Genomic DNA, 25,410 nt, shown 5'->3' on the forward strand with positions numbered 1-25,410 from the left:
GTGATTGAACCGCAGAGGGCGCAGAGGGCGCAGAGGGAAGAGGAAGAGGGCAAAGGGCAAAAAAAGAGAGGGAAGAGAAAGAGAACTTTATCTGGTTTAATACAAATTGGTATAGAACAACGCACTTTTAGTTTATTGCAAAATGGATTCTATTCAACTTACAGGAATTCGCTGTTACGGATATACGGGCTATCTGCCGGAAGAGCAAGTTTTGGGGCAGTGGTTTGAAGTGGATGTTACTCTCTGGCTGGATTTATCGCAAGCTGGAAAAAGTGATGATATTCAACATACTCTTGATTACCGCAGCGCAATTACTCTGATTCAAAAGCTAGTCAAAGAGTCGAAGTTTTTATTAATCGAACGCCTAGCAGATACTATTGTTCAAGCGCTTTTACAACTACCGTTAGTCGAAAAAGTTAAACTACAACTCTCGAAACCTGCTGCCCCCATCCCTGATTTCGGGGGTAGAATTACTCTAGAAATTACTAGAAGTCATTAGTCCTTAGTCCTTAGTCCTTAGTCCTTAGTCCTTAGTCATCAGTCTTTAATCTGCATTAGTTTGTCGCTAATGACTGATGACTGATGACTGATGACTATTGATTAATTACCACTTCAGCAAGTTAAATTCTTCCATGTCTACTGTATTGCGGTTGCGATAAATCGCCAAAACAATGGCCAAACCCACCGCCGCTTCAGCCGCCGCTACCGTAACTACAAACACGGTAAATACTTGGCCCTTAATTTGTACGGGGTCGAGATAATTGGAGAAACCCATCAAATTGAGATTGACAGCATTCAGCATCAACTCGATCGACATCAACACGCGCACTGCATTTCTGCTGGTAATCAAACCGTAAATGCCAATACAGAAAAGTGCGGCGGCTAATAACAGGAAATACTGGAGTTGCAGTTGCATAAATTTTGCGATTTTGTCTCAATCTAAAGTTACTACAAAACTAACACTATGGTGCGCTCAGCGCACCATAATATTACTTAGATTCTGGCGAAGACACATCTCCGGCCGAAACTAATTCGCGAGGTCTTTCCGGCAAACTAAAAGCTGGTGTTTCAGATAGCTTGTTGGACAATTCATCTGGCAAGAAATCGCGGCGCGCCAAGACAATGGCTCCTACCATTGCCATTAACAAAAATACTGATGCTAACTCGAAAGGCAGCAAAAAGTCGGTGAAGAAATGTTTGGCGATTGTGACGATCGAACTTTCGGCCGGTGCTCCTGTCGTCGCGACAATAGTCCAAGGAGTAGACACCACCATCGTACCCAAAAGCGCAAACAAGCCTACGCAAACTACTGCTGTTGCTACTTGACGCACCCAAGCGTTGGGAATTGTGCGGAAATCTTCGCGCTTGTTCACTAACATAATCGCAAACAAAATCAAGACGTTAACAGCGCCCACATAAATCAATACCTGTGCTGCTGCTACAAAGTCGGCATTCAGCAACAGGTACAAGCCGGCAATGCTGGTAAATACGCCGCACAGCAAAAAGGCTGAGTAAACGATATTTGAGAACAGCACTACTCCTAGTGCTCCTGCAATCATCATTACGGACAATATTCCAAATGAAACAATTTGAACCCCTTCAGCTAGATTCACAATTTTTTATCCTCAATTATTAGTGTTCTATTGTTCGTTTTTACTCATTAGTTAGCAGTCATTAATAATTGGTTATTTCACTAATGACTGATGACTGCTGACTAATGACTAATGACTTACTTTTCGATAATTTCCTCTGGACGCAGACCGGCGCGGCGATCGGTGTAGGAAACTTCATGGGGGTCGATCGCACCTTTCGGCAAATAAGCGAATTCCCGCATCGGTGTCACCATCGGGTCATCTGTAACCTTGTAGGGCAAACGTCCCAGGGCCACGTTGTCATAATTCAATTCGTGACGTTCGTAGGCGGCTAACTCATACTCTTCTGTCATGGACAAACAATTAGTCGGACAATATTCTACGCAGTTGCCGCAGAAGATACACACTCCGAAATCGATACTGTAGTGCTTGAGTTGCTTCTTCTTAGTTTCTTTGTTAAATTCCCAATCCACTACAGGTAAGTTGATCGGACACACCCGAACGCAAACTTCGCAGGAGATGCACTTGTCAAATTCAAAGTGAATTCTGCCCCGGAAACGTTCGGAAGGAATTAATTTCTCGTAAGGATACTGCACCGTAATCGGGCGGCGTCTCATGTGGTCAAAAGTAACAGATAGCCCTTGACCGATATACTTAGCAGCTTGAAGAGTCTCTTTGGCGTATTCGCCTACTTGATTGAGGAATTTTAGCATCGTGTTCTCTCTCTGTACTTGAGTTTTTGGTAATTGCTAATTGATAATAGGTCATGAGAGTTAACAGCTACTCTAGGTTAGCTATTATCTGTTCTGTTACCTATTACGAATTAACCGCCAAAAGCAAAGGGAAAGGCAAGCTTCAAAGCTGCGGTCAACAGCAAATTAACTAAAGCAACGGGAAGTAAAAACTTCCATCCCAAATTTAGCAATTGGTCGATCCGAACTCGCGGCAGAGTCCAGCGGAGCAGAACAGCCAGAAACAAGAAAAAGTAGGCTTTCAGCATGGTCATTGTAATGCCCAGCAAGCCGGTAATTACCTGCAACCAAGGAGTCGTTTCGCTCAATCCTAGGGCATTTGTCAGGACTCCGACAGGAATCGGGGACTCCCAGCCGCCGAGGTACAAAACTGCTACTAACAGGCAAGAAAGGACGAGGTTAACGTAGGAAGCGATATAGTACAAAGCAAATTTCATGCCTGTGTACTCAGTCTGATATCCTGCTACCAATTCTTCTTCTGCTTCTGGAAGGTCAAAGGGTAAACGTTCGCATTCTGCTAGTGCTGCGATCCAGAAAATCAGGAAACCTGCTGGTTGCCGCCAGATATTCCAGCCGAGAATGCCGTAGCCGGCTTGCTGGTGTACGATGTCGATCGTACTGAGGCTGTTGGACATCATTACAACTGCCAATACTGCCAAAGCTAGGGGAATTTCGTAGCTGAGGGATTGAGCGGCGGCTCTGAGTCCTCCGAGGAGGGCGTATTTGTTGTTTGAAGCATAGCCGGACATCAGCAAGCCGATCGGCTGAATGCTAGAAAGAGCAATCCACAGAAATATTGCTGTCCCCATATCGGCGATCAGCATATGCTCTCCGAAGGGCACGATTAAGTAAGACAGAAAAACTGGAATCACCACAATTACCGGGCCTAGGGTAAATAGCAGCGCGTCAGCTTTTGCGGGTACGATGTCTTCTTTGAAGACCAACTTCAAACCATCAGCAACGGGTGCTAGCACTCCCAGAGGGCCGATGAATTCCGGGCCTACCCGCTGTTGAGCGGCGGCGGAAATTTTCCGTTCTAGCCAGACGCTAGTCAGTACCCCGAAGACGGCAGCGACAATCATCAGCAACATTGGCAGCGGTAGCCAAAGCACTTGGGCGATGTCCGCCGGTAAGCCCAAATTCATCAGGGCTTCTACAAAACTTCCTTGTAAGTCAATTCCTGGGTTCATTTTTCCAGCTTTTGAGCGCTCAGCATATAATTTTTCACCCGTCCTTTGTAGGAGTAGGCTTAGAAATCGGGGTCTTTGTAAAGATTTTTAATGCTTTACCGCCTAATAGTATATCGCCCGACAGGCTCCAAGAACGCACAGACAGGGTGAAGTTCTAATTATATGAGCCGGCAGCGTAGCTAATGGGTGGGTAACTTATGGTTGATGGTTGACTGTTGACGGTTGACTGTTGACGGTTGCAAGGCGGTGAGAACGCCAATTGAAAAACGACCAGCAAATATTTCAGTCCCCTCGCGGGGAAAAGGTAGAGCACTGCACGGATTTTGACACGGATACACGGATGAGTTGAGCTATCTGAGCCAAACAAAAGGGCCCAGAGTTAACTCTGAGCCCTTTTAATGCTATAAAGTGGCTTTCAAATGGCTTAAACCATTGATTTTACGTCACTTCTTTTATGGAACTGGGCAGAATCGAACTGCCGTCCAAAGCGGGTATTTACCTTCCGATCGTTCACAGGTTTATCCCCTCTAATCCTCGGGGCGGGAACCATCTTTATCCCAAATGGGGGGATTTTCTAGTGATTGCTTTCCTAGCTAGCCGACTAGAAACGTTTAGCTAGGGCATCCGTTGGGGGTTGTTATGCTACCTTTAACGGAGTGAGGTGGCATACACTCTAAACCAAGCTCAAGAAGTTTTTAGGCTACAGCTACGGCTTTGCGAGCGAAAGGAACGATGTTGTTCGCATTTACTATTTTTTTTGAGCCGATATTAACGAGAGTAGACTCCCTCTCGACCTGCATCACGGAGCAGCTTTCGCCACCCTGTCGAAACCATTACAGCCCCTCGTGCGTTCTCTAATTATAGACAATATTTCGTGTTGCGTCAACCGATTTTAGATTTTAGATTTTGGATTTTCGATTGGGGATTAAAGAAACCGGGTTTTTTGCGGTTTTTGTCTGCTTTAACGAAGTCTTGGAGCAAAAACCCGGTTTCTGACCACCCGTGCGTAATTCCTAATTAATGCAAATTTTCGTCCCAGACGCCGATGTAAATCCGATCGCGCTCATTGCGTTCGATTATCCCTTCCAGCGAACCTTTCCTAAACGTAAAGCGATTACTCCGGCGCTGCTGCACGTCGCGGAATCCCTGCAAAATCTCCCGGTTTGCCCCGCCCACCATGCCGTTTAAGGCGGTTCGCACCACCAAATCGTCCACAGACTGAGCAAAAGAACCCTCTGTTTGTACTAGCTGGGCCGAATCGCGATCGTAAATGTAACCCAGAGTAATCCGATTTGGCAATATTTCGTAAAGTGCGGTGCGAGTATTTGGCCAATAGCCCCGCGCTTGAGAGTCAGTGGGTTCTCCCAATTCGGCTAAAATCTGACTTTCCGGCGTACCAACGGCATACCCAGGGATTGTGGGAGTCTTCTGATAACTGGTTCCCGGTTGTTCGCTGGGTGCGGGCGATCGATCGGGCGGCAACTCTTTGTCAACAAGTTTTTCTGTTGGTGTAGGTTCGACAGCTTCGGGAGAAGGCGCTGGTGTTGGTGCTGGGGCGGGTGTTGGAGTTTCAGCAGCAGGCGCTGGAGTTTCAGCAGCAGGCGGCGGAGTTTCAGCAGCAGGTGGCGGACTTTCTCTGCGAGTCGGCGAGAAAGGCGTTGGTGTCGGCGCGGGAATTGGTGCGGGGTTCACGCGCGCGTCTGGATCTGCAGGGGCCGAAGTGCGATCGTCCTGGGCCACCGGTGCGGGTTCCGAAGACGGCCGGTTGAGGAAAACCCTAGCAATACCGACAAAACCTGCCACAATAAGTGCGATCGTCACGAACCCCAAAATCCACCAAACCTTGCGGCTGCCTTGCCCAGAAGACACCACAGCAGGCGCTGTTCTGGAACCCGCCGGCGACTGAGGCCCGTGTCCCGGCATCACCGCCACCGTCGGCCCGGTGCTCGGCGACGCTGCACCATGAGGCTGCCCGTGCAGCAGCGACAGCCACTCATCCACGCTAGCAGGGCGATTTTGAGCTTCTACTGTCATCCCCCGCATCACTGCAGAACTGACAGCCGCACTTAGCTGAGGCCGCAAGTCGCGGGGTGAAGGCATCGGCTGACTGGTACGCAAAATTGCAGCCACCGGCACCTGTGCTGTCAGTAAAGTGTAAAGCGTCGCCGCCATACCGTAAACATCTGTGGCGGGCGTATATTTTCCTTGGGCGAAATACTGTTCTGGGGGCGCGTAGCCGTCGGACACCATATTAGTGTGACTTTGGGTTGCACCGGGAGTAAACTCGCGGGCAATTCCAAAATCTATCAGCACAACTTCTTGGGTGTTTTGGCGCAGCAGAATGTTTTGCGGCTTGACATCTCGGTGCAGCAAACCCTTTTGATGAACAACTTTTAAAGCAGCGCCAATTTGAGTGATGTAGAGAATTGCGAGATTTTCTGGTAGCGGATTATTTGAACCGACTACATCGCCCAAATTCTGACCCGGAACGTAGTCCATCACCATGTAAGGCTGCCCGTCTTCCACAAAGAAATCGCTGACGCGGACAATATTCGGATGAACGCAGGAAGCCAACCGCCTCGCTTCGTCTTGAAACTTGCGATCGAACTCAGCAAAATTAGGTTGCTGCCGCAGAGATTCGTTGAGGGTTTTTATGACTACAGGCTGTCCTAAATAGCGGTGATTTGCCCTGAAAGTTATTCCAAAGCCGCCGCGTCCCAGTTCTTGTTCGAGGGTGTACTTTCCACCCTGTAAAGTTTTGCCGATTAGCGCATCCATATTTCCAGGCGATCGCGTACCAGATAATATGGCTGATTATGGCACGTATGGTCGGCCAAGTTACCAGTCTAAAGGGCGATCGAGAAGTGCGATCGGCGTTGCCATTCCTTCCCGAATTGATTCCCGCATTCCCGGCACTGAGAGAAGATATAGTGTTTCCTCTACAGATGCGGAGTCAGATTCAGATAATAATACTGTATTGCTAGTCTGTCCTGCGATCACAATAGGTTGGTGCGACTGACTCACCGAATCGATCGACTGCTGTAACTGCTGTTGAGCTTCATTGATTGGGATCATAATTTTCCACTTGTCTAAATACACTTTTCTAGATGAAATTGGCTGGTTGTAGACACTCCCTTAATTATGAGCGATCGTTCCCTTTCTGGCTTCTATATCCATTTTATTTTAAGGTTAGGTCAAGACTTTCTATTTGTTTCTGTGTGTCGGGGTGCACCTGAATATTCAATTGCTCAATTTGTTCTCGCAGATAACCCTCAGAAATGATTACATCGTCCCATTCTTGCGAATAGTAAATCAAGCTCTCACCCCAAAAATCCTGAACTATATAATCTAAAACTTCCAAAGCAAATTTTAATGTCTCTGTGGAAGCTTCGCAATCAGGAGCGGCAGAAAAATGGACAATGATGTTTCGCAGATAGCCAAATTTTTGATATCTATCTAATTCCTTGATTCTATAACCAGTTGTCGCCCAAAGAACTTCAGGTAACTCTGAATAAATTAAAGTTCGACCGTACTTAAAGAGTTCCTTGATACTCAATACATCCTTAGTAGTATTTGATTTAGGGTAGGACTTGAAGATTAAAAGCGGATGCTCTTCAGCAATGCGTGCCTTGATAAGTATTTCTGCTCCATGTGCTGCATGAACTACCGACAACATATGAGCAAAAGGCCTCGTGATCTCGCTAAATGTTGCATCATAAATAGCTCTCCCAAGAATATGAAGCCCAAATTCTTTCATGTGCTGTGATACTTGTTTTGTCTCAGGATTCATCTAATCTACTCCGTAACGCTAGTTAACTCACGATCGCTGATTGACATCTTGAGCCGCCATCATTGCATTGATGTGGGTAAAGATACGATCTAATTCCCCAATGGCATCGAGTTCGGCTGCCTCTTCTGCTATTAGTCGATCGTCCTTCTTCTTCTCTAACAAATTTTCCATACGCTGTTGGAGCGATTCACTAAATTTGAACAACTTCCACCGATCGACTTTTTCAATGCAAATCTCATGGATTAATGAGGAGGGTTTGTTGAGAATTGAAACCATTGTAGGCTCCCAGCTTCGGGCTTTAGGTAGTGACTAGATTATAGCTTTTGCAGTCCTGGACGCACCATATCCAAATTCCGGGGCAACCACGGGGGGATTGCCCCTACTTTCACACCATATAGGTCGGCTCACACCGCAGTACAATCCACTATCGAAATGCTGTTCTCGGAACCCTGGCGAGTTGGTAAGCGCCGCGACTTTCCAACAATTGATATTGATTTGGCTGCAATCCTAATTCCACAAATTTCTCTGGATATCCCAGCAACAAAATAGAGGGAGAATTTGGGTTTTTTGATTCCTTAATGTAGTCGATCGCCCTTCTGACAGCTCGGTAGTAAGTCACCGGCTCTTGGGTATAAAAAACCAGACTGGGTTTCCAGAAACCAACCATAATAAACTCTTCCCCCGGCAGTTTTTGTTGAACCGCAACCTGCGCTAACTGTCTCAGAGGTAACTGGCGGTTGATATCGACCAATTTGTAGGCGGGAGTAAGACCAAAGATGATAAATGCTACTAACCCGATGAAGTTAGCAACCAAAATCCAGCGCTGTTGCCGCTGCCAAAGTAAAAGTCCGATCGCCACCGCTGTAATTATCCAAATCGTACCGCCTACAATCAGCAATCCCGACTGCTGAATTGCTTGGGGAAAATTGGGCATAGCCGGGTCGTCTCCGAGCCAGTTGTAGCAGTAGAAAGTTGCTCCGGCTATAATCAGTAAAAATATGACATTGAAAATGTATGTAACTAACAGCCCTCGCGGTAAAGAATTAGGTTTTTTTTCTAACTTTGCCCGCCTATTTTCTGGTTCGTTGCCTGCAATAATATCGCTCCACAGCAGCGTTACCAAAATCGCAGCGGCGGGGATTAAAGGCAATACATAACTGGGCAATTTGGTCACGGCGATCGTGAAAAAGCCAAAGATGCACCCGAACCAAAAGATGGCAAATAAACTCAACTGAGCCGATCGCGGTTGACGACGCCAGTAACTGCGCTGCCAAAAACGGGTACGGGCGATCGCCACCGGCAAATAAATCGACCAAGGTGCAAAACCAACTAGCACTACAAAAAAGTAAAAATACCAAGGCGCGGAGTGCTTGTTGACTACTCCAGTAAAACGCTGGAAATTGTGATAGCCAAAAAAGCTGTCAATATAAGTTTGACCGTTGTCTAAAATAACCAAAATGTACCAAGGCAAGGCGATCGCCAGAATAATCAAGATTCCCGACACCGGACGCATTTCGCGCCAAAGTTGCCAAAAATTTCCCAAATAAAGCCCGAAGCAGCCAACAATCAGCGCTGGCAAGACAATTCCCACAGGCCCCTTAGCCAGAATTGCTAAGGCAATTAGTACGTAAAAAGTCAGATACCACTTATTGGGAAATCGGGAAGCGGAAACAGTGGAAAATTCGGCTTTTTCTCTCTGTTCTTCTAGAGTGTAACCGAGAAAAAATGCGAATAGTGCCGAACACATACAACTAACTAATAGCATATCTGAAACGCCAGTCCGTCCCCAGGCAATAGTTTGGGGATTTAAAGCTATTAGGGCAGCACCAATCCAGGGAGTAGAAAGAAAAATAGGAATACTAGGAGAAGGGGAGAGTGGGGGAGTGGGAGAGTGGGAGAACGAGGGAGAAAAGACAGTTACATTCATCCGTGTATCCGTGTCCGAATCCGTATCGTGCCCTTCTTCCTTATTCCTGACATCCGTTAAATCCGTTACAGAATCCGTTGCCGAACTTCCTCCTTCCTTCGATAAGGTATAGAATCCGAGGCAAGTCAGACCGATCGCACACAAGGCCGAGGGAAGACGCACGGCCCATTCGTTAACACCCAGCGTGCGGTAAGCCACCGCCATCAGCCAGTAAATCAACGGTGGCTTGTCAAACCTCGTTTCGCCGTTGAAATAAGGAGTGATCCAATCCCCTGTCAGCGTCATTTGACGGGCGGCTTCGGCAAACAACGGTTCGGTTTCGTCAACTAAACCGATGTTGCCGAGATTCCACAAGAAACCTACCCAGGCGATCGCGCACAGCCATAAAAGCGACAGCAGCTTTGGTGCGATCCTCTTCGAGGGCTTTCCTTCGGATCGCTTCGCTAACGCTAACGGGCGCTTCCTAAACTCTGACAAATTTTTAATAACTTCCTTCACGCAAACTTCCTGCGATTTTAGATTTTAAATTTTAGCTCGCATAGAGAGTCTACCGAAAGATTCGCATTCTCGAAACTCCCCATTCGATCGAATCTGGTTAAACTCAGATGTTACACCATTCTCAAGAAGGCTTTTATGAACAGGCTTTCCGGCCTGTTCCACAATAAAATTCACTCTTTGTGGAACAGGCCGGAAAGCCTGTTAAGCGAGAATGGTGCAAGATATCAGTTAAACAGAGATGTTGCACCATTCTCAACAAGCCTTTCAGGGGCTGGCTCTCCTGCCCAACCCCTACTCCCCACAAGAAAATTCACTCTTTGTGGAACAGGCCCAAAAGCCTGTTAAGCGAGAATGGTGCAAGATATGTGAGTTTAACCTCCCATAGCCCATTCTCAACAAGACCGGATCGACCGGAATTCTCGACCCAAATTTCCGCACCTGCAGCTAAGCGTTCACGGCTGCAAAATTAATTGCCATTCTCCGGCTGTGCTGTTCCAAGCCGGCGAGGGTGTCTCCCCGGCGACGAAAGGCCCCCAGTAGCGGCGAGAACCATCCTGAGCAAAAACCACTAAAATGTCTCCCCGTTTGACTTGTAACTTTCCCTCCGGCAGCGATAGCATCAGTCCCTTGCCGCCACCTTCCCCCGGCGCAAAATCCCAGTGCGCCGGTTTGCCGTAGGATTCCTTGGCTTGCCGTTTCGACAGCAGGGCCACTCGCACTGGGTGTTCGCTGCGGTTGCTGACGCGCAAACGGCCGGAGGCTTTAGCATCTACAGGGATTGAGGAAAGCACTTCCTCCTCTGGATCTGGGGGGGTTGGTGTTGAGTCGGGTTTGGGCTCGCTAGCGGTGTCTGCTGAATCTGTCGCAACTGGAGAAATGGGGGGTATGGGGGGGAGTGCGGTGGCTTGTGAGGGCCAATCGCTCGACTGATTTGAACCGTTGGAGATAGTGATTTCAAAACGTCCTAGAAACATTCCTGTAATTAGGACGATCGACACTCCAATTACGAGCTGGTAAATTTTAAGATTCATAAATTTTAGGCTTAAAGGATAGACTGCACCCGCAATGAGTCTTAACTATTTTTAATGTAAAACCAGGGGCTGCTGTGACACAAGATACAGTTACACTTAATGACTTAACCGTTCTCTGCTATAATTCGCCAATCGCTTAATACCATCTTAGATGTTAAATTTTATATTTTAGATGGCGACATACTGACCGCGGTAAGAATTTGGATTTAGCCTGGAGGGGCATTTGTTGACTCATCGTTATAGCTTTTAATAGCAGTTGAAAAAAAAAGTGCTACTCTATGCCCGTACTCCAAAACCCAATATTCATCAGTAATTCCGCATCTCAAATCTCCAATCTCGAATCTCCAATGGTATAACTTTTTTTATGCAGAATACCCGAATTAACAGATTGATTGATGTTCTGGGCGAGCGATTCCGAGGCTGGCTGAGCAATCCTTGGCGGCGGATTTCGCTACTGCTAATTAGCCTGCTTTTCGGCACTTTTTTGGGAACTGCTATTTCGACTATCGCCGGACAATCAGCAGATTGGGATATTATCGCGGCCGGGCTGTTGGTGTTGTTGACTGAGTTTGCGAGCTGGCTGGTTTACGGCAGCCCGCGGCCTGTAGCCCGTTCTTTTTGGGTGGATATGCTCTATGCTCTGAAAATTGGCGTGACTTACAATTTATTTGTGGAGGCTTTCAAACTTGGCTCTTAAAAGGAGGGGAAATATTTGTCGGTTGTAGATAGTAATTGGACAAAACCAGCCCCCGCTAGCGAGAGTTTTTAGGATATGGATCGATCGACTGTAACCCCTGTTGAAATTTTACATCGATGGCAAGCCGGCGATCGCCCGATCGCTCCCGACTTCGATCACCTGGCTTTGTGGGAACTTGCGGATGATGTGCGATCCTCTTCGAGGGCTTCGCGAACGCGCGCTTTTGGGATTACTCCTGACAGTGTAGCCGATGTTGTCCGCTGCAAAACCGATTTATTCTTTTCTCTTCTTGACGAACTGCATACTTTCCCCCTAAAGTCAACTGTTTTCCTCGAAACTTTGTGGAATCTGTGGCTGCCGCTGGCAATGCAATTATCGACTGCCAAACAAAGTTTAAACCGTCCTTTAATTCAAGGAATTTTAGGAGGGCAAGGAACGGGAAAAACTACTTTATGCCAAGTTTTGAGGCTGATTCTGGGAAAATTGGGATATTCTACTGTCAGCCTTTCTTTAGACGATCTTTACAAGACTTATGCCGATCGCCAACAACTCCAAAAAGCAGACCCGCGTTTAATTTGGCGCGGCCCCCCCGGCACTCACGATATTGACTTGGGAATCGCAGTTTTAGACAAGTTGCGCGGTTCTCAAACTCATAATTTAGCAGCATTTGACAATCCCAAATCAGATGCCCTCAAACCGGATATAATTAAAAATATAGAAATTCCCAGGTTTGACAAATCAGCCTATGGAGGTGCAGGAGATAGAAGTCAACCCGAAATTATTTCCGGTGCGGATATTGTACTTTTTGAAGGTTGGTTTGTCGGTGTGAATCCGGTGGTTGATGCCAAATTAAACGAGTTTTTGGCGGCTGCACCGTTTCCGATTTCCACAGAAAGCGACTGTCAGTTTGCGCGCGATATGAATGCGAAGCTGCACGACTATCTGCCCCTGTGGAACCGATTAGATCGGTTGATGGTTTTGTATCCCCAAGATTATCGCATTTCTCAAGTGTGGCGCAATCAGGCGGAACGGGAAATGATGGCGACGGGGAAGTCGGGAATGTCAGAAGCGGAAATTAATCGGTTTGTCGAATATTTCTGGAAAGCGCTGCATCCCGAGTTATTTATTAAGTCGATGGTTGAGGAGGGCGATCGCGTGGATTTAGTAATTGAAATTTTGGGCGATCGCACTGTCGGCCAAATCTGTCGGGCGATCGACTTAAAATTAAGCGATTAGGGAGAGTTAAAATTAACGCTTTAAGGACACAAAAATGTTGTGTCCCTACCCTATTGCAGCTTTTAAGGACAAAACCTTGTTCCGTCCCTACTGTATTGCAGCTTATCGTACAGTCACTTGCAGGACTTATATAAAAAGTGGTTTGACGCGCGAATTATAGGGGGAAGGCGCGTCATAAGCACCCTACAATACAGAGGTTGTCCGTCGAGGATGGAGAATTTCTAAATTAACTGCCGGGAGTACCAAGATCGATCGCTTTCTGCATCAAATCGTCGGTAACTTCGCCCGGTGTACCTGCAGGCTTAATTTCCTGAGCCATCGAACGAAAATCAGCGGGATTGCCGCTTGTATCTGCCGGCTTTGCGATATCTTTAGGAGCGGGAATAGGAAATTTAGGTGCAGTTGCAGCGGCGGCAGCTTGAGCGCCGGCACCCGTGCGATCGATGTCACTAACACTAAATTCTTTTGAAGCTTCGTAGTCTGCTGATACATCAACTGTCGGCAACTTTTGTTCTCCAGCTTCCACGCTTTCAGTTATCTGCTGAGCGTCAAAGCTTTCAGTGTTATTTGGTTCTGTATTGATTTGAGACATAGCCGACTCCTTTCTAGTTTTATTTAACAATTTACTGTATTTATTGTGATTCTATTTCGTTAATTTTTCATCTACCCGTAGATATATCGCGCGCTTCTATCTCAAGGCTGATTTATTCTCATGTGGCTGGTCAACATTACACGAGTTTCCTAAACTAATCCAACTATATGCAAGCTTCAAACCCATACCTCATCTGTCATTCTCAATTCTTTCATCTAAAATCTAAAATTTAAAACCTCAAATCGTATTACCTCTTCGGGATGGTGACTGGCACTTACAAATGTTGATATTTATATATTCTGAAAGCATTTTTAAGGAATTTTGTTTATGAACTCACCCGCCGCCACCAATCCTCACTCTCTCTCCAACGACACTCAAAACATCGTTCAGACAATCAACGGGTTGGGTACAGATGAAAAGCTGGCGCTGCTCTACTTTGTTTATGAAAAAATGGGAGATTCAATTACACCAGCCGCTCCCGCCGCCGCCGAACCAGAATTAGCTCCCATGCTGCTGGATGATTTTTACAAGCTTTCGGCCGATCAACAACTGAATATCATGCGAGGTATTGTCAACCGCGACGACACGCCCTATTCTCACGCTTACGGAGCTTTAACTGCTAACAATCAGTTGGTGGTTTGGTATGCTTGGGCGATTGGTATGGGTGAAACAATTGTCGATATCCCCGACGGATATGAGGCAACTGAGGCTGTCAATGGCGTGTTGGGTCAAATTGAAGGTCTTGATTTTGAACAGCAAATTTCGGTGCTGCGCGACGTAGCTAATAATATGGGCTACACCGATGTTAAACCAATTGCTACTCAGGCAGAAGTAGGGAAAACTTCTAGTCTTTAGATAAGAGTCTGCTGTTGCAACCTATCCTACACAAACTCTCCTCCTAGCAGAGAGGGACTCAAGAATAAAGGAATTACCCAAAACCTCTATATGTAGGGTGCGTCTCGGCGCACCCTACCGCTATAATTAGTAGGTAACACCTTTTTTTGCTCTTAGTCCTATTTATTTTTTCGTCTATTAAGCTGTTGTGCATTTAAAGCACTAAGGAATGAGAATTAAATAACTTCCACAAGTTTGTGGGACGGGCGGGACGCCCATCCCACAATAACAATTAAAATTGTAAGTTATTTAATTCGCGATCCTTAGTCAGGAAGTAAGTTTTTTAGGATAAACTTTTCGCGGAAATTCCATCCGAAATATCGAACCTTTTTTTGGTTGACTTTCAGCAGTAATTGTGCCGTCGATCATCTTGACTAAAGAGGCACAAATAGCTAGTCCTAAACCAGTGCCTGGATATTGGCGAGTTGTGGTTTGGTCGCCTTGGTGGAACTTGTCGAAAATGTGGGGAAGAGCCTTTTCACAGATGCCGATTCCTGTATCCCGAACGGTGATAATTAGCCGATCGCGATTTAATTCCCGCACCTCAATATAGATGCTGCCCTCATGTGTGAATTTAACCGCGTTGGAAACGAGATTGACCAAAATTTGCCGCAGGCGCAACTTGTCATTAACTATAAACTGATGCTGCAAGCACACGCTGACGGACAATGCCACATTCTTATCGGTGGCTTGATTTCCGAATTCCAAGGCGACATCCATTACTAAATGCGCTAAATCAAATTTTTCAATTTTTAATTCTGTGCGGCCACTCTCGATTTTGGAGAGGTCGAGGATATCGTTAATCAGCAGTAGCAGGTTTTTGCCGTTATGTAAAATGCGCCCCACCATTTCTGTTTGCTGGGCGGTCAGCATTTGTTTGTGCTGGCGCAGCAGCAATTGGGAAAAGCCGATAATCGAATTCATGGGAGTTCGCAATTCGTGGGACATGATGCCCAAAAATTGCGATTTTAACTTGGCTGCTTCTAGCAGTTCCAATTTTTGCTGTTGAATGCGTCGCCCCTGATTTTCCAGTTCTTCCTGCTGGCGAATTAGCAGCTCGTTTTGCAAGTCTAAAAGCTGTTCCTGCTTTTTTAATTTTTCGATCGCCAGTGCGTTATTAATGGCCATCGCCGCTTGTTTTCCCATCACCGCCAGCAGTTGCTGAGTATGCCCGTCCATCGCCGTGCTGTCTTTCCCGTTGCCGATGGCGAGCACACCCAAACGCCCGCTTTGCCCCGACTCGATCGCGACTGCACAAGCCGCCGCCGGCAGCAAGCCTTTGCGGCACTCCGACCGCCACAGTACAGACTCTCCCGTCGCAAATGCTTTCCACAGCAGCTTGTTTTGCACGTGCGGGGTTTTGCCCCCACCAAAGTTTTCCGTACCCCCGACAGCGCTGAGTTTGAGGCCGCTGCAATCCGACTCCAGGAGAGCAACTAGGCAAAATTCCGCTCCCGCGATCGCCTCTACAGTCGCGTCCGCGATGGCTTGCAACAACTGGCACAAACTGCCCGCGCGCTGGCTCAATATATTTGTAAACTGCTCTATCACCTGTAACTCCCGCCCAGCCTCTATTACCGTCCGGGCTTGGCACAATTTTTCTACTTTGAAATTAGCTTCCGAGCACGCTTGATGCGGCCAAAACTCTGGTTCTGCTTGGGGCTCGGCTTTAGTTTGTTCGATCGGCTCCATATCTGTGTAGGTTCCCACCCACTCCAAAACTTCCTGACTGTCGGGGTTAGCGAGCCTTCCTTTGGCCACGTTCCAGCGGTAAGTGCCCTCTCGCGTCTGCAGGCGAAATAGAATTTCGTAGCTTGGCGGTGGGAACTTAGAACTGTGCGATCTCGCCAATAGACGAGGGCGGTCTTCTGGGTGGACGCGCGCCAGATAGCCGAAACCCAAAGCTGCTGCTGCTGGTACGCCTGTGTACTCCTCCCAGCGCTGACAGAAATAAGTAGCCCAGCCGTCGGCCTTTGTTTTCCAAACTATGTGAGGAATTGCCGACCACAGGCGATCGTCCTGAGTTTCGCGGTCGCCAACTTGCGGTTGGGGGGATGTTATTTCAGATACTTTGTGTAAGATTTCCGAGTCGGAAAACTCCGAGGGAAAAGACTTATTGCCGTGATACTGAGTCATAACAGGTTATATAAATAAGCATTGGACTAGAGCCCTAACATCGGCTAAAGACTCGTGCGGCTAGCTTTATTGATTTTGACCGCCCTGGTGCATCAAAACTTTTTATACTTTAAATTTATCTGGGTAGTGGTATCTTTACCTCTATCAACGGGCGGACAAGGAGATAATTCAGTTAAACTGTTAAAACATTGAGAGCTTACCTGTCCCGATCCGGATAGTGCAGGCATCGTCGCAAAATAACTTAAAAATTAACTTGCATTCTTGGCTGCTGCATGAGTATGCTTAACAATGATGTGCGACCTGTAAAACCCTAAATCAGGACACATTCTCAAATTTACTCAGTTTAGCTGAGTCAGTTGACGATATTTTAAAAGTTTAGCGGACTATTGGAAGAAAGATGAGTAAAATTCGCGTTGCTTTGGTAGAAGACCATGACCTGACAAGAGTCGGCATCCGCACAGCTTTACAACAGCGTGACACGATAGAAGTTGTTGGCGATGCAGCTAACGCTACAGAGGGATTGAAACTGCTTCAGTCTTCAAAACCTGACGTGGCAATTGTAGATATTGGGTTGCCGGATTTTGACGGCATTGAACTGACACAAAAGTTCAAAAAATCCTTAGAGGAGTCCGATCCAGATACAAAAATTTTGATTCTGACTTTTCAGGACAATGAAGAAGAAGTTCTGGCAGCTTTTGCCGCCGGAGCTGACTCTTACTGCATGAAAGATATTAGCTTCGATCAGTTATTAGATGTAGTAAAAGTAACTCACGAAGGTAACTCTTGGATCGATCCGGCGATCGCCCGTATCGTCCTCAAACAAGCTCGCACTCAGGAACCCGCGCCGGAAGAACCGAAGGCTGAGGGCAAAAGAGTCACCATTAAGGCTGCCGAACCAGAGTTTAGTCACATCATTGAGACTTACCCTTTAACCGAGCGGGAATTAGAAGTTTTGGAACTAATCGTACAGGGTTACAGCAATGCTGCAATCGCCGAAAAGCTTTATATTACCGTCGGTACAGTCAAGACTCACGTCCGCAATATTTTGAACAAGTTGTGCGCTGATGACCGCACTCAGGCAGCCGTTCTCGCCCTGCGTTCTGGCTTGGTTGGATGAAGCCCGATCGTCAGGCAAAATCAAGTTAAAAGTAGGGTGCGCTGGGCGCACCTTACGGCCAATCGATTTGAGATTTTAGATTTTAGATTAAAGAATTGAAGCATTGACTTGCGCGAGATAAATTCGGGGGTTCCTTTATCGGATACACGTTTTTTATTTCTGGGTCCTGAGTCTGCTTTTGGAATGAATCACGGGGCGGGTATCCTGGAGGCTTTCGGTCACTGATTAAGGGTGTGCAGTGCACACCGAATGACTAATTGTTATCAAAAAATTAGGGCAGGCAGTGTGTACCAGCCGAGCAATTGTTTCTTGTTAAAAAAAAGATCGAGTTTAAATCCGCATCTATCCCAGTACAGATATTTTTTTCAAAATTTTAAAAAGTAAATATACCTTAAGATAGATGCTAAAAAACTATGATATTACTAATACTTATTGTTGAGCGATCGCCAGTGAGATAAATTTCGATCGCACTGCCAATACTGCGCGATTTCACTTCATAAAAGGCAGAGACAGAGACTAGATTACGATACTTTTAGGAAGAGTTAAGCCTTAAATAAATTATATCCGTAGAGTGATGCTGAGTTCGCTTAAATTTGTAAAATTAAAAGTATCAACTGCTACTGAAAAATTTTAGAAAGAGGTATTATGGCTGCCCCAATTGAATTCAAGTTATTTGCTCCCTACAACAAAGGAGCTGCCGTGATTGGCTCTTTTTCTAATTGGGAAGATATTCCGATGGAAAAGGACGAAGAAGGTTTTTTTCGCACGCGAGTTGAGTTGGAGGATGGCGTTTATCAATACAAATTCCGCGTTCAGTCGAAAAGCTGGTTTCTGGAACCCGATCAGTGGGTAGATGTGGTCGATCCCTACGCGACTGATATCGACGATCCTACTCAAAACGGCATTGTTCGGATCAAAGATGGCTCGCGCATTGTCGATACCTACGTCTGGAAACACGATGACAAACCGCTACCAGCCGATCGGGAATTAGTGATTTACGAAATGCACGTTGCCGACTTTTCCGGTGGCGAAGACGATCCCCTAGCCCGCGGCAAGTACAAGCACGTCGTCGAAAAACTCGATTACCTAGTCGAACTCGGCGTCAACGCGATCGAACTCATGCCCCTCAAAGAATACCCAGGCGACTACAGTTGGGGCTACAACCCTCGCTACTTCTTCGCTACCGAGTCCAGCTACGGAACCACAGAAGAACTCAAAAACCTGATAGACGAGTGTCACGGGCGGGGGATTCGCGTCATCATCGACGGTATTTACAACCACTCGGAATCATCGAGCCCCCTCACTCAAATCGATCACGATTATTGGTATCACCACGAACCCCGCGATCCAGATAACAATTGGGGCCCGGAATTTAACTACGAATTTTACGACGAAAATTTAGGAACTTTCCCGGCGCGCAGATTTGCTGGCGATACAGTCCGCTATTGGGTTCAAGAATATCATCTCGACGGCATTCGTTTCGACGCGGCGCGACAAATAGCTAACTACGATTTCATGCACTGGGTAGTTCAAGAAGCCAAAAATGTCGCCGGCCCCAAACCGTTTTATACCGTTGCCGAATACATTCCCGACGATCCCAGCATCACTAATCTAGAGGGGCCGATGGACGGCTGCTGGCACGACAGTTTCTATCACTCGATAATTCCACAACTGTGCGGGGACAATTTTGATTTAGAACGGCTCAAAGAGGTAATCGACTGCAAGCGGCAAGGTTACTTGGGTGCTACGAATGTAGTCAATTATTTGAGTAATCACGATCACGATCGCATTTTTGCCGAATTTGGCGATCGGGGAATTTTGGATGAAGCCGCCTTCAAGCGGGCAAAGTTGGGAACCGTGCTGTTAATGACAGCAGTTGGCGTGCCGCTGATTTGGATGGGCGAAGAATTTGGCGAATACAAAGGCAAAACAATTGAGCAATCTAAAATTGACTGGACGCTGCTAGGAAATGACCTGAATAAAGGTTTGTGGGAATACTACAAAGGCTTGATTCACCTGCGTAAAAATAACCAAGCACTCTACACAGAAAACATCGAGTTTTTCCACGAAGACCCCGACTCGAAAGTTTTTGCTTACACTCGCTGGAACGATGAAGGTTCCAGAGTTGTAGTAGTCGCGAATATGTCGGAAAATTATCTGGCAGGTTACAGCGTTCCCCACTTTCCGGCAAACGGAACTTGGCACGAATGGACGGGGAATTATGATGTTGAATCTGGCGATGACAATATTATGATTGACTTGCCGGAATACGAAGCAAAAGTGTTTGTTTGGCAGTAAGGCAACGGAGGACAAAGGCTTTCGCCGTTTCCCTAGCCCAAAATAATCATTATGTAGGAAAGGGCACTGCCTTTCGTCGTGTCAACTTAATCTATCAGTCCGCCAGTCCTCCCACCCGGCAGTCCGCCAGGGACTGAAGTCCCTGTCTAATAGCTGAAGTCCTCGCTATGAGGACTAATGAGTTTTTCAGTCCTCTTCAGAGGACTTCGGCTTTGAGGCAGGGGTTTCAACCCCTGCCGGACTGCCGGAGTGCGGGTTTAACGCTAAGTTGACACCTATGGGCATGGCGCCGTGTCCTACTCCCCGCGCCGGAAACGGCGAAAGCGTTTGTCCCTATCAGATATCGCTCAAAAGAGAAGCTTTTGTTTGTTCCCCGATTGATTTTCTAAGCACAATTGGGTGATGGCCGCCGCCGGTATTGGTTTGCTAAAGAAGTAACCCTGACCGATATCGCACTGATGCGATCGCAAAAACGCCAACTGTTCTGCTGTTTCCACACCCTCAGCAATCACCTGTAAATTCAGGCCCTGTCCCAAGGCGATCGCCAGTTTCACAATAGTAGCACCGCTGCTGCCAGTCACCAAATCGGCCACGAAAGATTTGTCTATTTTTAAATTATTGAGGGGAAAGTTTTTCAGAGACCACAGCGAAGAATAACCGGTGCCAAAATCGTCCAGAGAAATGTTAATTCCCATGTCCTGCAACTGCTGCAATACCGACACCGTAAAGCTCACATCTGTCATGGCAATGCTCTCGGTAATTTCTATTTCTAAATATTCGGGATTTAACTTGGTTTCTGATAAAATTTCAGCGATGGTTTGTACCGTGTGAGGTTGCAGAAACTGGCGGGCTGATAAATTCACTGCTATCCGCATCGGCGGCAATCCCAGTAACTGCCACGCTCGATTTTGCAAGCAAGCAGTCCGCATCACCCATTCGTCAATTTGGCAGATTAATCCTGTTTCCTCAGCTAAGGGAATAAATCGATCGGGAGGAATCAAACCGCGTTCGGGATGCTGCCAGCGAATCAGAGCTTCCATGCCCACTATTTTGCCAGTATTTAAGTTTATTTGCGGTTGATAGTGCAGGACAAATTCTGAATTTTTTAGAGCTTTGTAAAGATGATTTTCTAAGTTAAGATCCTCGGAGACTTTACTGCCGATCGCCTGCGTGTAAAACTGATAATTATTGCGACCTTTCTGTTTAGCTTTGTACATCGCAGCATCAGCATTTTTCAGCAAAGTTTCTGCATCTTCTCCGTCGTAAGGAGCCAAAGCAATTCCCAAGCTAGCCTTAATATAAAGTTCCAAACCCTCAAAATCAAAAGGAGTGCTTAAACTCTGGATAATTAGCTGGCAAATCTTAGTTGCTTCCTCTGGGGTGTTGATATTGTACAGCAGCACAGTAAATTCATCTCCGCCCCAACGAGCCATCGAATCCCCCACGCGCAAACAGTTAGTCAAACGCCGAGATACACTTTGCAGCAACAAATCGCCCACTGGATGACCGAGAGTATCGTTAACATTTTTAAATCTATCTAAATCTAGAAAGATTACCGCCAGCATTTCTCCATTTTGGTGAGCGCTAGCTAAAGCCAAAGACAGCCTTTCATTAAACAGTAATCTATTAGGTAAACCCGTTAATGGGTCGTGAGAAGCTTGATGTCGGATCATCGCCTCGACGCGCCTCTGCATTACAGCCATGTACAGGTGAGTTCCTAAAGATTGTGCTAGCTTCTGTTCTTCGCTAGTCCACTTTTGAGCTTCGCCTGTTTTGATTTCTTTCCAAGCTGCAAAGGATTGTCGGGGACGATCGTTCCGGGCGTCCGAACTGCAACGGCCCGCCCACAAAATTTCGGTTTGTATAGGGCTGCGAAAAACGGTGAGACAGCCGATGCACTGTTGGCGATATTGCAGCGGTACTGCCAAAAATGATCGAATGGAAGCTGCGACTAAATTGGCAGATACAGATTTGAGTTGAGGTTCTTTAGAAATATCGGAAATCGCGTACAAGTGCGGTACGAGCAAACTGGAAATATTGGTGTCAATTGAGCTGTAATGCTGGGAATAGAGATTTTCAAAAATACCTAATTGGCTTGTATGGTTAGCAGTTTGTGATCGATCGTCTTGGTTTGCCCTCCCCATAATCTGCTGCCAAAATGGGCTGAGTTCCAGGTCGATGTCCGCGGGCTGCTGGCCACAGGTATAAAGCAAAGCGGGTCGATCGCCAAACTCGGCTGCAATGTAGAGTCGCCCTCCTGAACCACGCAAATGCTTGACAGTTTGTTCGAGAACTGCTTTCCGAATTTCGTTGAGTTCCAGAGGAGAATGCAGCAAACTGGTAATTTGGTTGATAACGGCTTCGTCACGCGCTTGCTGTCTAGCTTGACTCAGCAGAAAAGATTGGGCGATCGCAATTGAAAGTTGATCCACAAGCAACTGCACCATTTTCAATTCTCGATCGCTAAACCGTTTCGGTTGGCTATGGTGAGACACCAACAGCCCCCAAAGGTGATTTTGATGCAAAATCGGCACTGTCAGAGAAGAACGTGCCCCCATAGCCTTCAGATATTCAGCGTGACAGGGGTCTACAGGACGATAGCTAATATCTTCAACTGCTAAAGTTTGGCCGGTGTCGGGACAATCTAACCTATTAATTGTTTGATGCTTCAATTCCACATCTACAATCACTCGCTGCCGCGCTTTGAGAAACATTTCCCGAGCACTATGGGGAATGTCGCCTGGTGGAAAGCGCAAACCCAGCATCGATGGCAACTTGTCGCCGTTGATCGACTCAGCAATTACCTCACCGCTACCGTCGGCCTCAAAGCGATAAACTTTTACTCGATCGCTCTCTAAAAAGCTGCGGATTTCTCGCGCAGTTGTCGTCAAAATCTCTTGCAGTTCTAAAGAGTTGCGGATGCGATTGGTAATTCGATTGAGTAAAATCTCTTGTTCTAAAGTCGATCGTGACATTTGTGTAACTTTGGTGCGAGTCATGCCTTTTGATCTCCCGGGCTGTTGACAGCATTTTTGCGAGCCACAGTCTTAACTTGCCCTGTATTATACAATACAATACTTTCGCGCCGTCTAGGGGCTTGACCCTACCCCAGAGCGCGAAACTCGGTTTCTGGGGATATTTCTGGTTTTTAGACAAATTCGGGTGATAAACCGGGTTTTTCACAGCACTTACAAGGCAAGGCAAGAGCGATCGGACAATTAGTGAGGACGAAAGTTCGATCGAGTTGAATCAGGACTCAAGTCCTCACTACAAAGCAATTGCAGAGCTACAACACAAAAAGTATAGAGAAACCGATTTGAGCAACCAGTATTCTGCCCTCTGGAGGGAGAATACTGATTGCTCAAACCGGCTAGTAAGTATTTATACTTTAAAAGGCCTCATTAAGCCGCGTCCCAAATTTCCCGAATTCTGTCCGGCAAAAAGCCAGCTATTTCCTGAATTCGCTCCTGGGACAGCTCATCCTTTGTTGCCGAAAATACAGCCGCGATCGCAGTTTCCGGTTTTACTCCCGAAGGAAGGGCGCCTTCTAGTTCCACCCTCCGTGCAAACAAATTGCCATCGATCCCCGCAGGTGCAGGCGGGCCGGTCAAAGGCTGACGTATCCGGCTGAGCAATCCCACCAGCGGATTGGTATCTTTCCAGAGGTCTGCTATTTCTTGTTGCAGGGTTTTGTCATCCGTAGGCAAAACTTCTTTGTGCAATTCAGATTCCACGTGCTCGATGGCGTCTTTTGTCATCACATCGCGCATGACCCGGTACACTACTTCGGTAATGTCGCGGGCATCAAAAATATCCTCCATGTTACCGTTTACCATCACTTTTTCCAAAAACGGCATATCCTTTGAAGCGATAGGAACTGCCGATCCTTCGTGGTGGAGCGAGGTCGGAGGATTAGTCTCCATTTTGTGTAACAGTTTGCGACCTTTGTCTGTTAAGTCAGCTTCTTGAAATGCCACTAAAGGCGGCACTAACTCAGCTCCTCCATAAGGCTCGCCACTAAACTGAGCTTTGATAAATTCCCTTTGGTTGAGGTAGTCCAAATGACCGAGCAATTCCGCTTCCGCCACCGGGTGACCGACATATTCTTCCGCTGCGTTCCTAATTTCTGACTCTCCCCTGCCGTTGCCGCTGTCAATCTTTTTGAGCAAAATGTAAGTCAGGTCGTCTCTGATTGGAATTGTCATTAAAACCTCCTAGGTTAATATCCGGTAAAGCTCAGGTAAAAAATGATTTTTTTTACTGGCTTAAATTGTGATTATTACTACTTAAAAACATTGAAGTCTAAAGTAGAGTAATCAAGTATCTCTCAGCAGGTGTAAGTTATTCAAATAAAGTAACGGTTAGAATATTCCTTTAGGTAGATCCAGGTAGGGAAACCCATGTTTAATGTGGTTAATATCCGAAGAAGCTGTCGCCACTCTTCAATGCTATTAAGCGAGAATGCTTTATTGGTAAGAGTTTTCGTATTTATTGCGTATTTTTACCATGGCTGACGCACCAAGAGGGCCTCAGTTGGTAATTGGCGCTGGGAGAGGTAGAATTAAGCAGATGCTATGGAATCAATCAACTGCGGTCGTTTTGCCCGCAGCTTGTAGCGATATTGTATCGGGTTAGACCAAAAACTGGTCATGGGAGAGCTAAAAATACGAGCCAATCTGTGTCAAGTGCCGCAGCGCCACTTGAAGAATGCCTCGGTAACAAATTTTTTGATCGTTGCGATCGGCATTTATGAACTACCCTAATTGGAACAATAAATTGGAATCCTCGTCTCTCATTAGCGGTCAACCCCCGGTTGAAAAGCGTCCTTTAGTGTTGGCGGTAGACGACAATCCTGACAACTTAGAGCTGCTGACACAAATACTCGATTTATTCGGCTGCGAGTGCGTGGGAGCAGTTGACGGGTACGCAGCTCTTTCCGCAGCAGTCGATCGACAGCCCGACCTAATCGTACTCGACATTTGCCTGCCGGATATAGACGGTATGGAAGTAGTAAAGCGCGCCCAACAAAACCCCGAGATCAGACATATTCCGATTGTTGCTGTCACAGCACTAGCAAAACCAGAAGACCGTGCTCGAATTCTTCAAGCAGGCTGCGTGGAATACCTTTCCAAACCTTTTAACATCAAAGATTTAGAAACAGTTATCCGCCAGCACCTCAACTCTCCAATGCTTTTGGTTGAGTTTTAGATTTATAGTTAGAATCACGAACTTGAGGTGCAGAGTCCAAAATTGCGATCGTTCCAGTGCGGCCTGTCTCCAAGGTCGCATCGCGGAGCAAATCAGTGACTCCCACGCCCAAAACCTTTTGGATTAATTCTTTCAGTGGCAATTCCAGAAGTGATTCTAATTCTGTCCGTACCTGCAAGGCCAAATCTTGCTGACCGTTCTGAGCCAGCAGTTTTTCGGGTTGAGTAAGCCCATTTTCGACAACAATTATCAATTTGTTATCCAAAAGATTGCACAGCGCCTGACTCGTTGGGTGTCCGAGTTGAGAGCGGTACAAAGCTTGAATTCCCTGCGAAAGAGTCCGTTCTAATTTACCACGAGTAGGTTCTAAGGTTTCCCCTGTCATATTTTTTATTGACACCATGATAGATAAAAAATACTGTTAGCAGCAGTTAACAGTTACAGTAAACTTA

22 protein-coding genes and 1 other RNA gene are annotated in these 25,410 nt (G+C 46.6%); 7 read left to right on the forward strand and 16 right to left on the reverse strand.

Annotated elements, in window-relative coordinates; all coding sequences use genetic code 11:
* The first annotated feature begins 142 nt into the window (after positions 1 to 142).
* Positions 143 to 499 (forward strand): dihydroneopterin aldolase, encoded by a 357-nt coding sequence (folB, locus tag QUB51_RS06995; RefSeq protein WP_333057046.1) that lies wholly within the window; start codon positions 143 to 145, stop codon positions 497 to 499.
* A gap of 105 nt (positions 500 to 604) precedes the next feature.
* On the opposite strand, the gene nuoK is transcribed toward folB, so the two are convergent.
* The 11 genes from nuoK to QUB51_RS07050 all read right to left on the reverse strand — a co-directional run bounded on the left by nuoK (position 605) and on the right by QUB51_RS07050 (position 10,780).
* The gene (nuoK, locus tag QUB51_RS07000) at positions 605 to 910 is read right to left on the reverse strand and encodes an NADH-quinone oxidoreductase subunit NuoK (RefSeq protein WP_228042566.1); all 306 of its coding nucleotides are present in this window, start codon (positions 908 to 910) and stop codon (positions 605 to 607) included.
* A 79-nt stretch (positions 911 to 989) separates the two neighbouring features.
* Positions 990 to 1,613, reverse strand: coding sequence for an NADH-quinone oxidoreductase subunit J (locus QUB51_RS07005; protein WP_333057044.1), 624 nt, complete (start codon positions 1,611 to 1,613; stop codon positions 990 to 992).
* A 116-nt stretch (positions 1,614 to 1,729) separates the two neighbouring features.
* Entirely contained in the window at positions 1,730 to 2,305 is a 576-nt protein-coding gene (gene ndhI, locus QUB51_RS07010) for an NAD(P)H-quinone oxidoreductase subunit I (protein WP_193975265.1), read from the reverse strand.
* Between the two features lie 110 nt (positions 2,306 to 2,415).
* Complete coding sequence (nuoH, locus tag QUB51_RS07015; RefSeq protein WP_333057040.1) at positions 2,416 to 3,534, reverse strand: NADH-quinone oxidoreductase subunit NuoH; 1,119 nt, start codon at positions 3,532 to 3,534, stop codon at positions 2,416 to 2,418.
* Positions 3,535 to 3,986: 452 nt separating this feature from the next.
* Positions 3,987 to 4,377, reverse strand: a transfer-messenger RNA (tmRNA) gene (gene ssrA / locus QUB51_RS07020).
* A 174-nt stretch (positions 4,378 to 4,551) separates the two neighbouring features.
* On the reverse strand, positions 4,552 to 6,312 hold the full coding sequence (locus QUB51_RS07025) for a serine/threonine-protein kinase (RefSeq protein WP_333259418.1): 1,761 nt from the start codon (positions 6,310 to 6,312) through the stop codon (positions 4,552 to 4,554).
* 60 nt (positions 6,313 to 6,372) lie between these two features.
* Positions 6,373 to 6,609, reverse strand: a complete 237-nt coding sequence (locus QUB51_RS07030; protein WP_333259421.1) for a type II toxin-antitoxin system Phd/YefM family antitoxin — start codon at positions 6,607 to 6,609, stop codon at positions 6,373 to 6,375.
* Positions 6,610 to 6,712: 103 nt separating this feature from the next.
* Entirely contained in the window at positions 6,713 to 7,324 is a 612-nt protein-coding gene (locus QUB51_RS07035) for a hypothetical protein (RefSeq protein ID WP_333232970.1), read from the reverse strand.
* A 27-nt stretch (positions 7,325 to 7,351) separates the two neighbouring features.
* On the reverse strand, positions 7,352 to 7,600 hold the full coding sequence (locus tag QUB51_RS07040; protein WP_333057034.1) for a hypothetical protein: 249 nt from the start codon (positions 7,598 to 7,600) through the stop codon (positions 7,352 to 7,354).
* Positions 7,601 to 7,748: 148 nt separating this feature from the next.
* Positions 7,749 to 9,749: an ArnT family glycosyltransferase gene (locus tag QUB51_RS07045; protein ID WP_445243042.1), complete on the reverse strand. Its 2,001-nt coding sequence runs from the start codon at positions 9,747 to 9,749 to the stop codon at positions 7,749 to 7,751.
* Positions 9,750 to 10,201: 452 nt separating this feature from the next.
* Complete coding sequence (locus QUB51_RS07050) at positions 10,202 to 10,780, reverse strand: hypothetical protein (RefSeq protein ID WP_333057033.1); 579 nt, start codon at positions 10,778 to 10,780, stop codon at positions 10,202 to 10,204.
* Between the two features lie 364 nt (positions 10,781 to 11,144).
* On the opposite strand from QUB51_RS07050, the gene QUB51_RS07055 reads away from it, so the two are divergent.
* Complete coding sequence (locus QUB51_RS07055) at positions 11,145 to 11,477, forward strand: DUF565 domain-containing protein (RefSeq protein WP_333057032.1); 333 nt, start codon at positions 11,145 to 11,147, stop codon at positions 11,475 to 11,477.
* 75 nt (positions 11,478 to 11,552) lie between these two features.
* Positions 11,553 to 12,713, forward strand: a complete 1,161-nt coding sequence (locus tag QUB51_RS07060; protein ID WP_333057030.1) for a glycerate kinase — start codon at positions 11,553 to 11,555, stop codon at positions 12,711 to 12,713.
* 226 nt (positions 12,714 to 12,939) lie between these two features.
* Here the strand turns inward: QUB51_RS07060 and QUB51_RS07065 are convergent, their stop codons facing one another.
* Positions 12,940 to 13,305 carry a hypothetical protein gene (locus tag QUB51_RS07065; RefSeq protein ID WP_333057028.1) on the reverse strand — a complete coding sequence of 122 codons (366 nt, stop codon included), beginning with the start codon at positions 13,303 to 13,305 and terminating at the stop codon, positions 12,940 to 12,942.
* A 327-nt stretch (positions 13,306 to 13,632) separates the two neighbouring features.
* Here QUB51_RS07065 and QUB51_RS07070 point away from each other — a divergent pair, with 327 nt between their 5' ends.
* Positions 13,633 to 14,160, forward strand: coding sequence for an orange carotenoid protein N-terminal domain-containing protein (locus QUB51_RS07070; protein WP_333057027.1), 528 nt, complete (start codon positions 13,633 to 13,635; stop codon positions 14,158 to 14,160).
* Between the two features lie 306 nt (positions 14,161 to 14,466).
* Here the strand turns inward: QUB51_RS07070 and QUB51_RS07075 are convergent, their stop codons facing one another.
* Positions 14,467 to 16,335 carry a PAS domain-containing sensor histidine kinase gene (locus tag QUB51_RS07075; protein WP_333259425.1) on the reverse strand — a complete coding sequence of 623 codons (1,869 nt, stop codon included), beginning with the start codon at positions 16,333 to 16,335 and terminating at the stop codon, positions 14,467 to 14,469.
* A 397-nt stretch (positions 16,336 to 16,732) separates the two neighbouring features.
* Here QUB51_RS07075 and QUB51_RS07080 point away from each other — a divergent pair, with 397 nt between their 5' ends.
* On the forward strand, positions 16,733 to 17,452 hold the full coding sequence (locus QUB51_RS07080; RefSeq protein WP_333259428.1) for a response regulator transcription factor: 720 nt from the start codon (positions 16,733 to 16,735) through the stop codon (positions 17,450 to 17,452).
* A gap of 645 nt (positions 17,453 to 18,097) precedes the next feature.
* Complete coding sequence (locus QUB51_RS07085; protein WP_333057023.1) at positions 18,098 to 19,750, forward strand: alpha-amylase family glycosyl hydrolase; 1,653 nt, start codon at positions 18,098 to 18,100, stop codon at positions 19,748 to 19,750.
* 347 nt (positions 19,751 to 20,097) lie between these two features.
* On the opposite strand, the gene QUB51_RS07090 is transcribed toward QUB51_RS07085, so the two are convergent.
* Both QUB51_RS07090 and QUB51_RS07095 read right to left on the reverse strand, forming a co-directional pair.
* Complete coding sequence (locus QUB51_RS07090; RefSeq protein WP_333259431.1) at positions 20,098 to 22,749, reverse strand: EAL domain-containing protein; 2,652 nt, start codon at positions 22,747 to 22,749, stop codon at positions 20,098 to 20,100.
* 402 nt (positions 22,750 to 23,151) lie between these two features.
* Positions 23,152 to 23,955: a DUF2267 domain-containing protein gene (locus QUB51_RS07095; RefSeq protein WP_333259434.1), complete on the reverse strand. Its 804-nt coding sequence runs from the start codon at positions 23,953 to 23,955 to the stop codon at positions 23,152 to 23,154.
* Positions 23,956 to 24,499: 544 nt separating this feature from the next.
* On the opposite strand from QUB51_RS07095, the gene QUB51_RS07100 reads away from it, so the two are divergent.
* Positions 24,500 to 24,958: a response regulator gene (locus QUB51_RS07100; RefSeq protein ID WP_333259437.1), complete on the forward strand. Its 459-nt coding sequence runs from the start codon at positions 24,500 to 24,502 to the stop codon at positions 24,956 to 24,958.
* On the opposite strand, the gene QUB51_RS07105 is transcribed toward QUB51_RS07100, so the two are convergent.
* The gene (locus tag QUB51_RS07105) at positions 24,927 to 25,343 is read right to left on the reverse strand and encodes a DUF2294 domain-containing protein (protein WP_333057019.1); all 417 of its coding nucleotides are present in this window, start codon (positions 25,341 to 25,343) and stop codon (positions 24,927 to 24,929) included. The two genes, QUB51_RS07100 and QUB51_RS07105, sit on opposite strands and share 32 nt — an antisense overlap.
* Positions 25,344 to 25,410 lie beyond the last annotated feature (67 nt).

The sequence above is a fragment of the Microcoleus sp. AT8-A3 genome (assembly GCF_036705675.1).
Lineage (GTDB): Bacteria > Cyanobacteriota > Cyanobacteriia > Cyanobacteriales > Microcoleaceae > Microcoleus.

What these genes read in the sequence shown, in the direction of transcription:
- QUB51_RS07080 (WP_333259428.1), top strand. Translation starts at nt 16,733, where the DNA reads ATGAGTAAAATTCGCGTTGCTTTGGTAGAAGACCATGACCTGACAAGA.
- QUB51_RS07050 (WP_333057033.1), bottom strand. Translation starts at nt 10,780, where the DNA reads ATGAATCTTAAAATTTACCAGCTCGTAATTGGAGTGTCGATCGTCCTA.
- QUB51_RS07065 (WP_333057028.1), bottom strand. Translation starts at nt 13,305, where the DNA reads ATGTCTCAAATCAATACAGAACCAAATAACACTGAAAGCTTTGACGCT.
- QUB51_RS07100 (WP_333259437.1), top strand. Translation starts at nt 24,500, where the DNA reads ATGAACTACCCTAATTGGAACAATAAATTGGAATCCTCGTCTCTCATT.
- QUB51_RS07075 (WP_333259425.1), bottom strand. Translation starts at nt 16,335, where the DNA reads ATGACTCAGTATCACGGCAATAAGTCTTTTCCCTCGGAGTTTTCCGAC.
- nuoH (WP_333057040.1), bottom strand. Translation starts at nt 3,534, where the DNA reads ATGAACCCAGGAATTGACTTACAAGGAAGTTTTGTAGAAGCCCTGATG.
- QUB51_RS07030 (WP_333259421.1), bottom strand. Translation starts at nt 6,609, where the DNA reads ATGATCCCAATCAATGAAGCTCAACAGCAGTTACAGCAGTCGATCGAT.
- QUB51_RS07025 (WP_333259418.1), bottom strand. Translation starts at nt 6,312, where the DNA reads ATGGATGCGCTAATCGGCAAAACTTTACAGGGTGGAAAGTACACCCTC.
- ndhI (WP_193975265.1), bottom strand. Translation starts at nt 2,305, where the DNA reads ATGCTAAAATTCCTCAATCAAGTAGGCGAATACGCCAAAGAGACTCTT.
- QUB51_RS07040 (WP_333057034.1), bottom strand. Translation starts at nt 7,600, where the DNA reads ATGGTTTCAATTCTCAACAAACCCTCCTCATTAATCCATGAGATTTGC.
- QUB51_RS07095 (WP_333259434.1), bottom strand. Translation starts at nt 23,955, where the DNA reads ATGACAATTCCAATCAGAGACGACCTGACTTACATTTTGCTCAAAAAG.
- QUB51_RS07035 (WP_333232970.1), bottom strand. Translation starts at nt 7,324, where the DNA reads ATGAATCCTGAGACAAAACAAGTATCACAGCACATGAAAGAATTTGGG.
- QUB51_RS07090 (WP_333259431.1), bottom strand. Translation starts at nt 22,749, where the DNA reads ATGACTCGCACCAAAGTTACACAAATGTCACGATCGACTTTAGAACAA.
- QUB51_RS07060 (WP_333057030.1), top strand. Translation starts at nt 11,553, where the DNA reads ATGGATCGATCGACTGTAACCCCTGTTGAAATTTTACATCGATGGCAA.
- folB (WP_333057046.1), top strand. Translation starts at nt 143, where the DNA reads ATGGATTCTATTCAACTTACAGGAATTCGCTGTTACGGATATACGGGC.
- QUB51_RS07055 (WP_333057032.1), top strand. Translation starts at nt 11,145, where the DNA reads ATGCAGAATACCCGAATTAACAGATTGATTGATGTTCTGGGCGAGCGA.
- QUB51_RS07070 (WP_333057027.1), top strand. Translation starts at nt 13,633, where the DNA reads ATGAACTCACCCGCCGCCACCAATCCTCACTCTCTCTCCAACGACACT.
- QUB51_RS07085 (WP_333057023.1), top strand. Translation starts at nt 18,098, where the DNA reads ATGGCTGCCCCAATTGAATTCAAGTTATTTGCTCCCTACAACAAAGGA.
- QUB51_RS07105 (WP_333057019.1), bottom strand. Translation starts at nt 25,343, where the DNA reads ATGACAGGGGAAACCTTAGAACCTACTCGTGGTAAATTAGAACGGACT.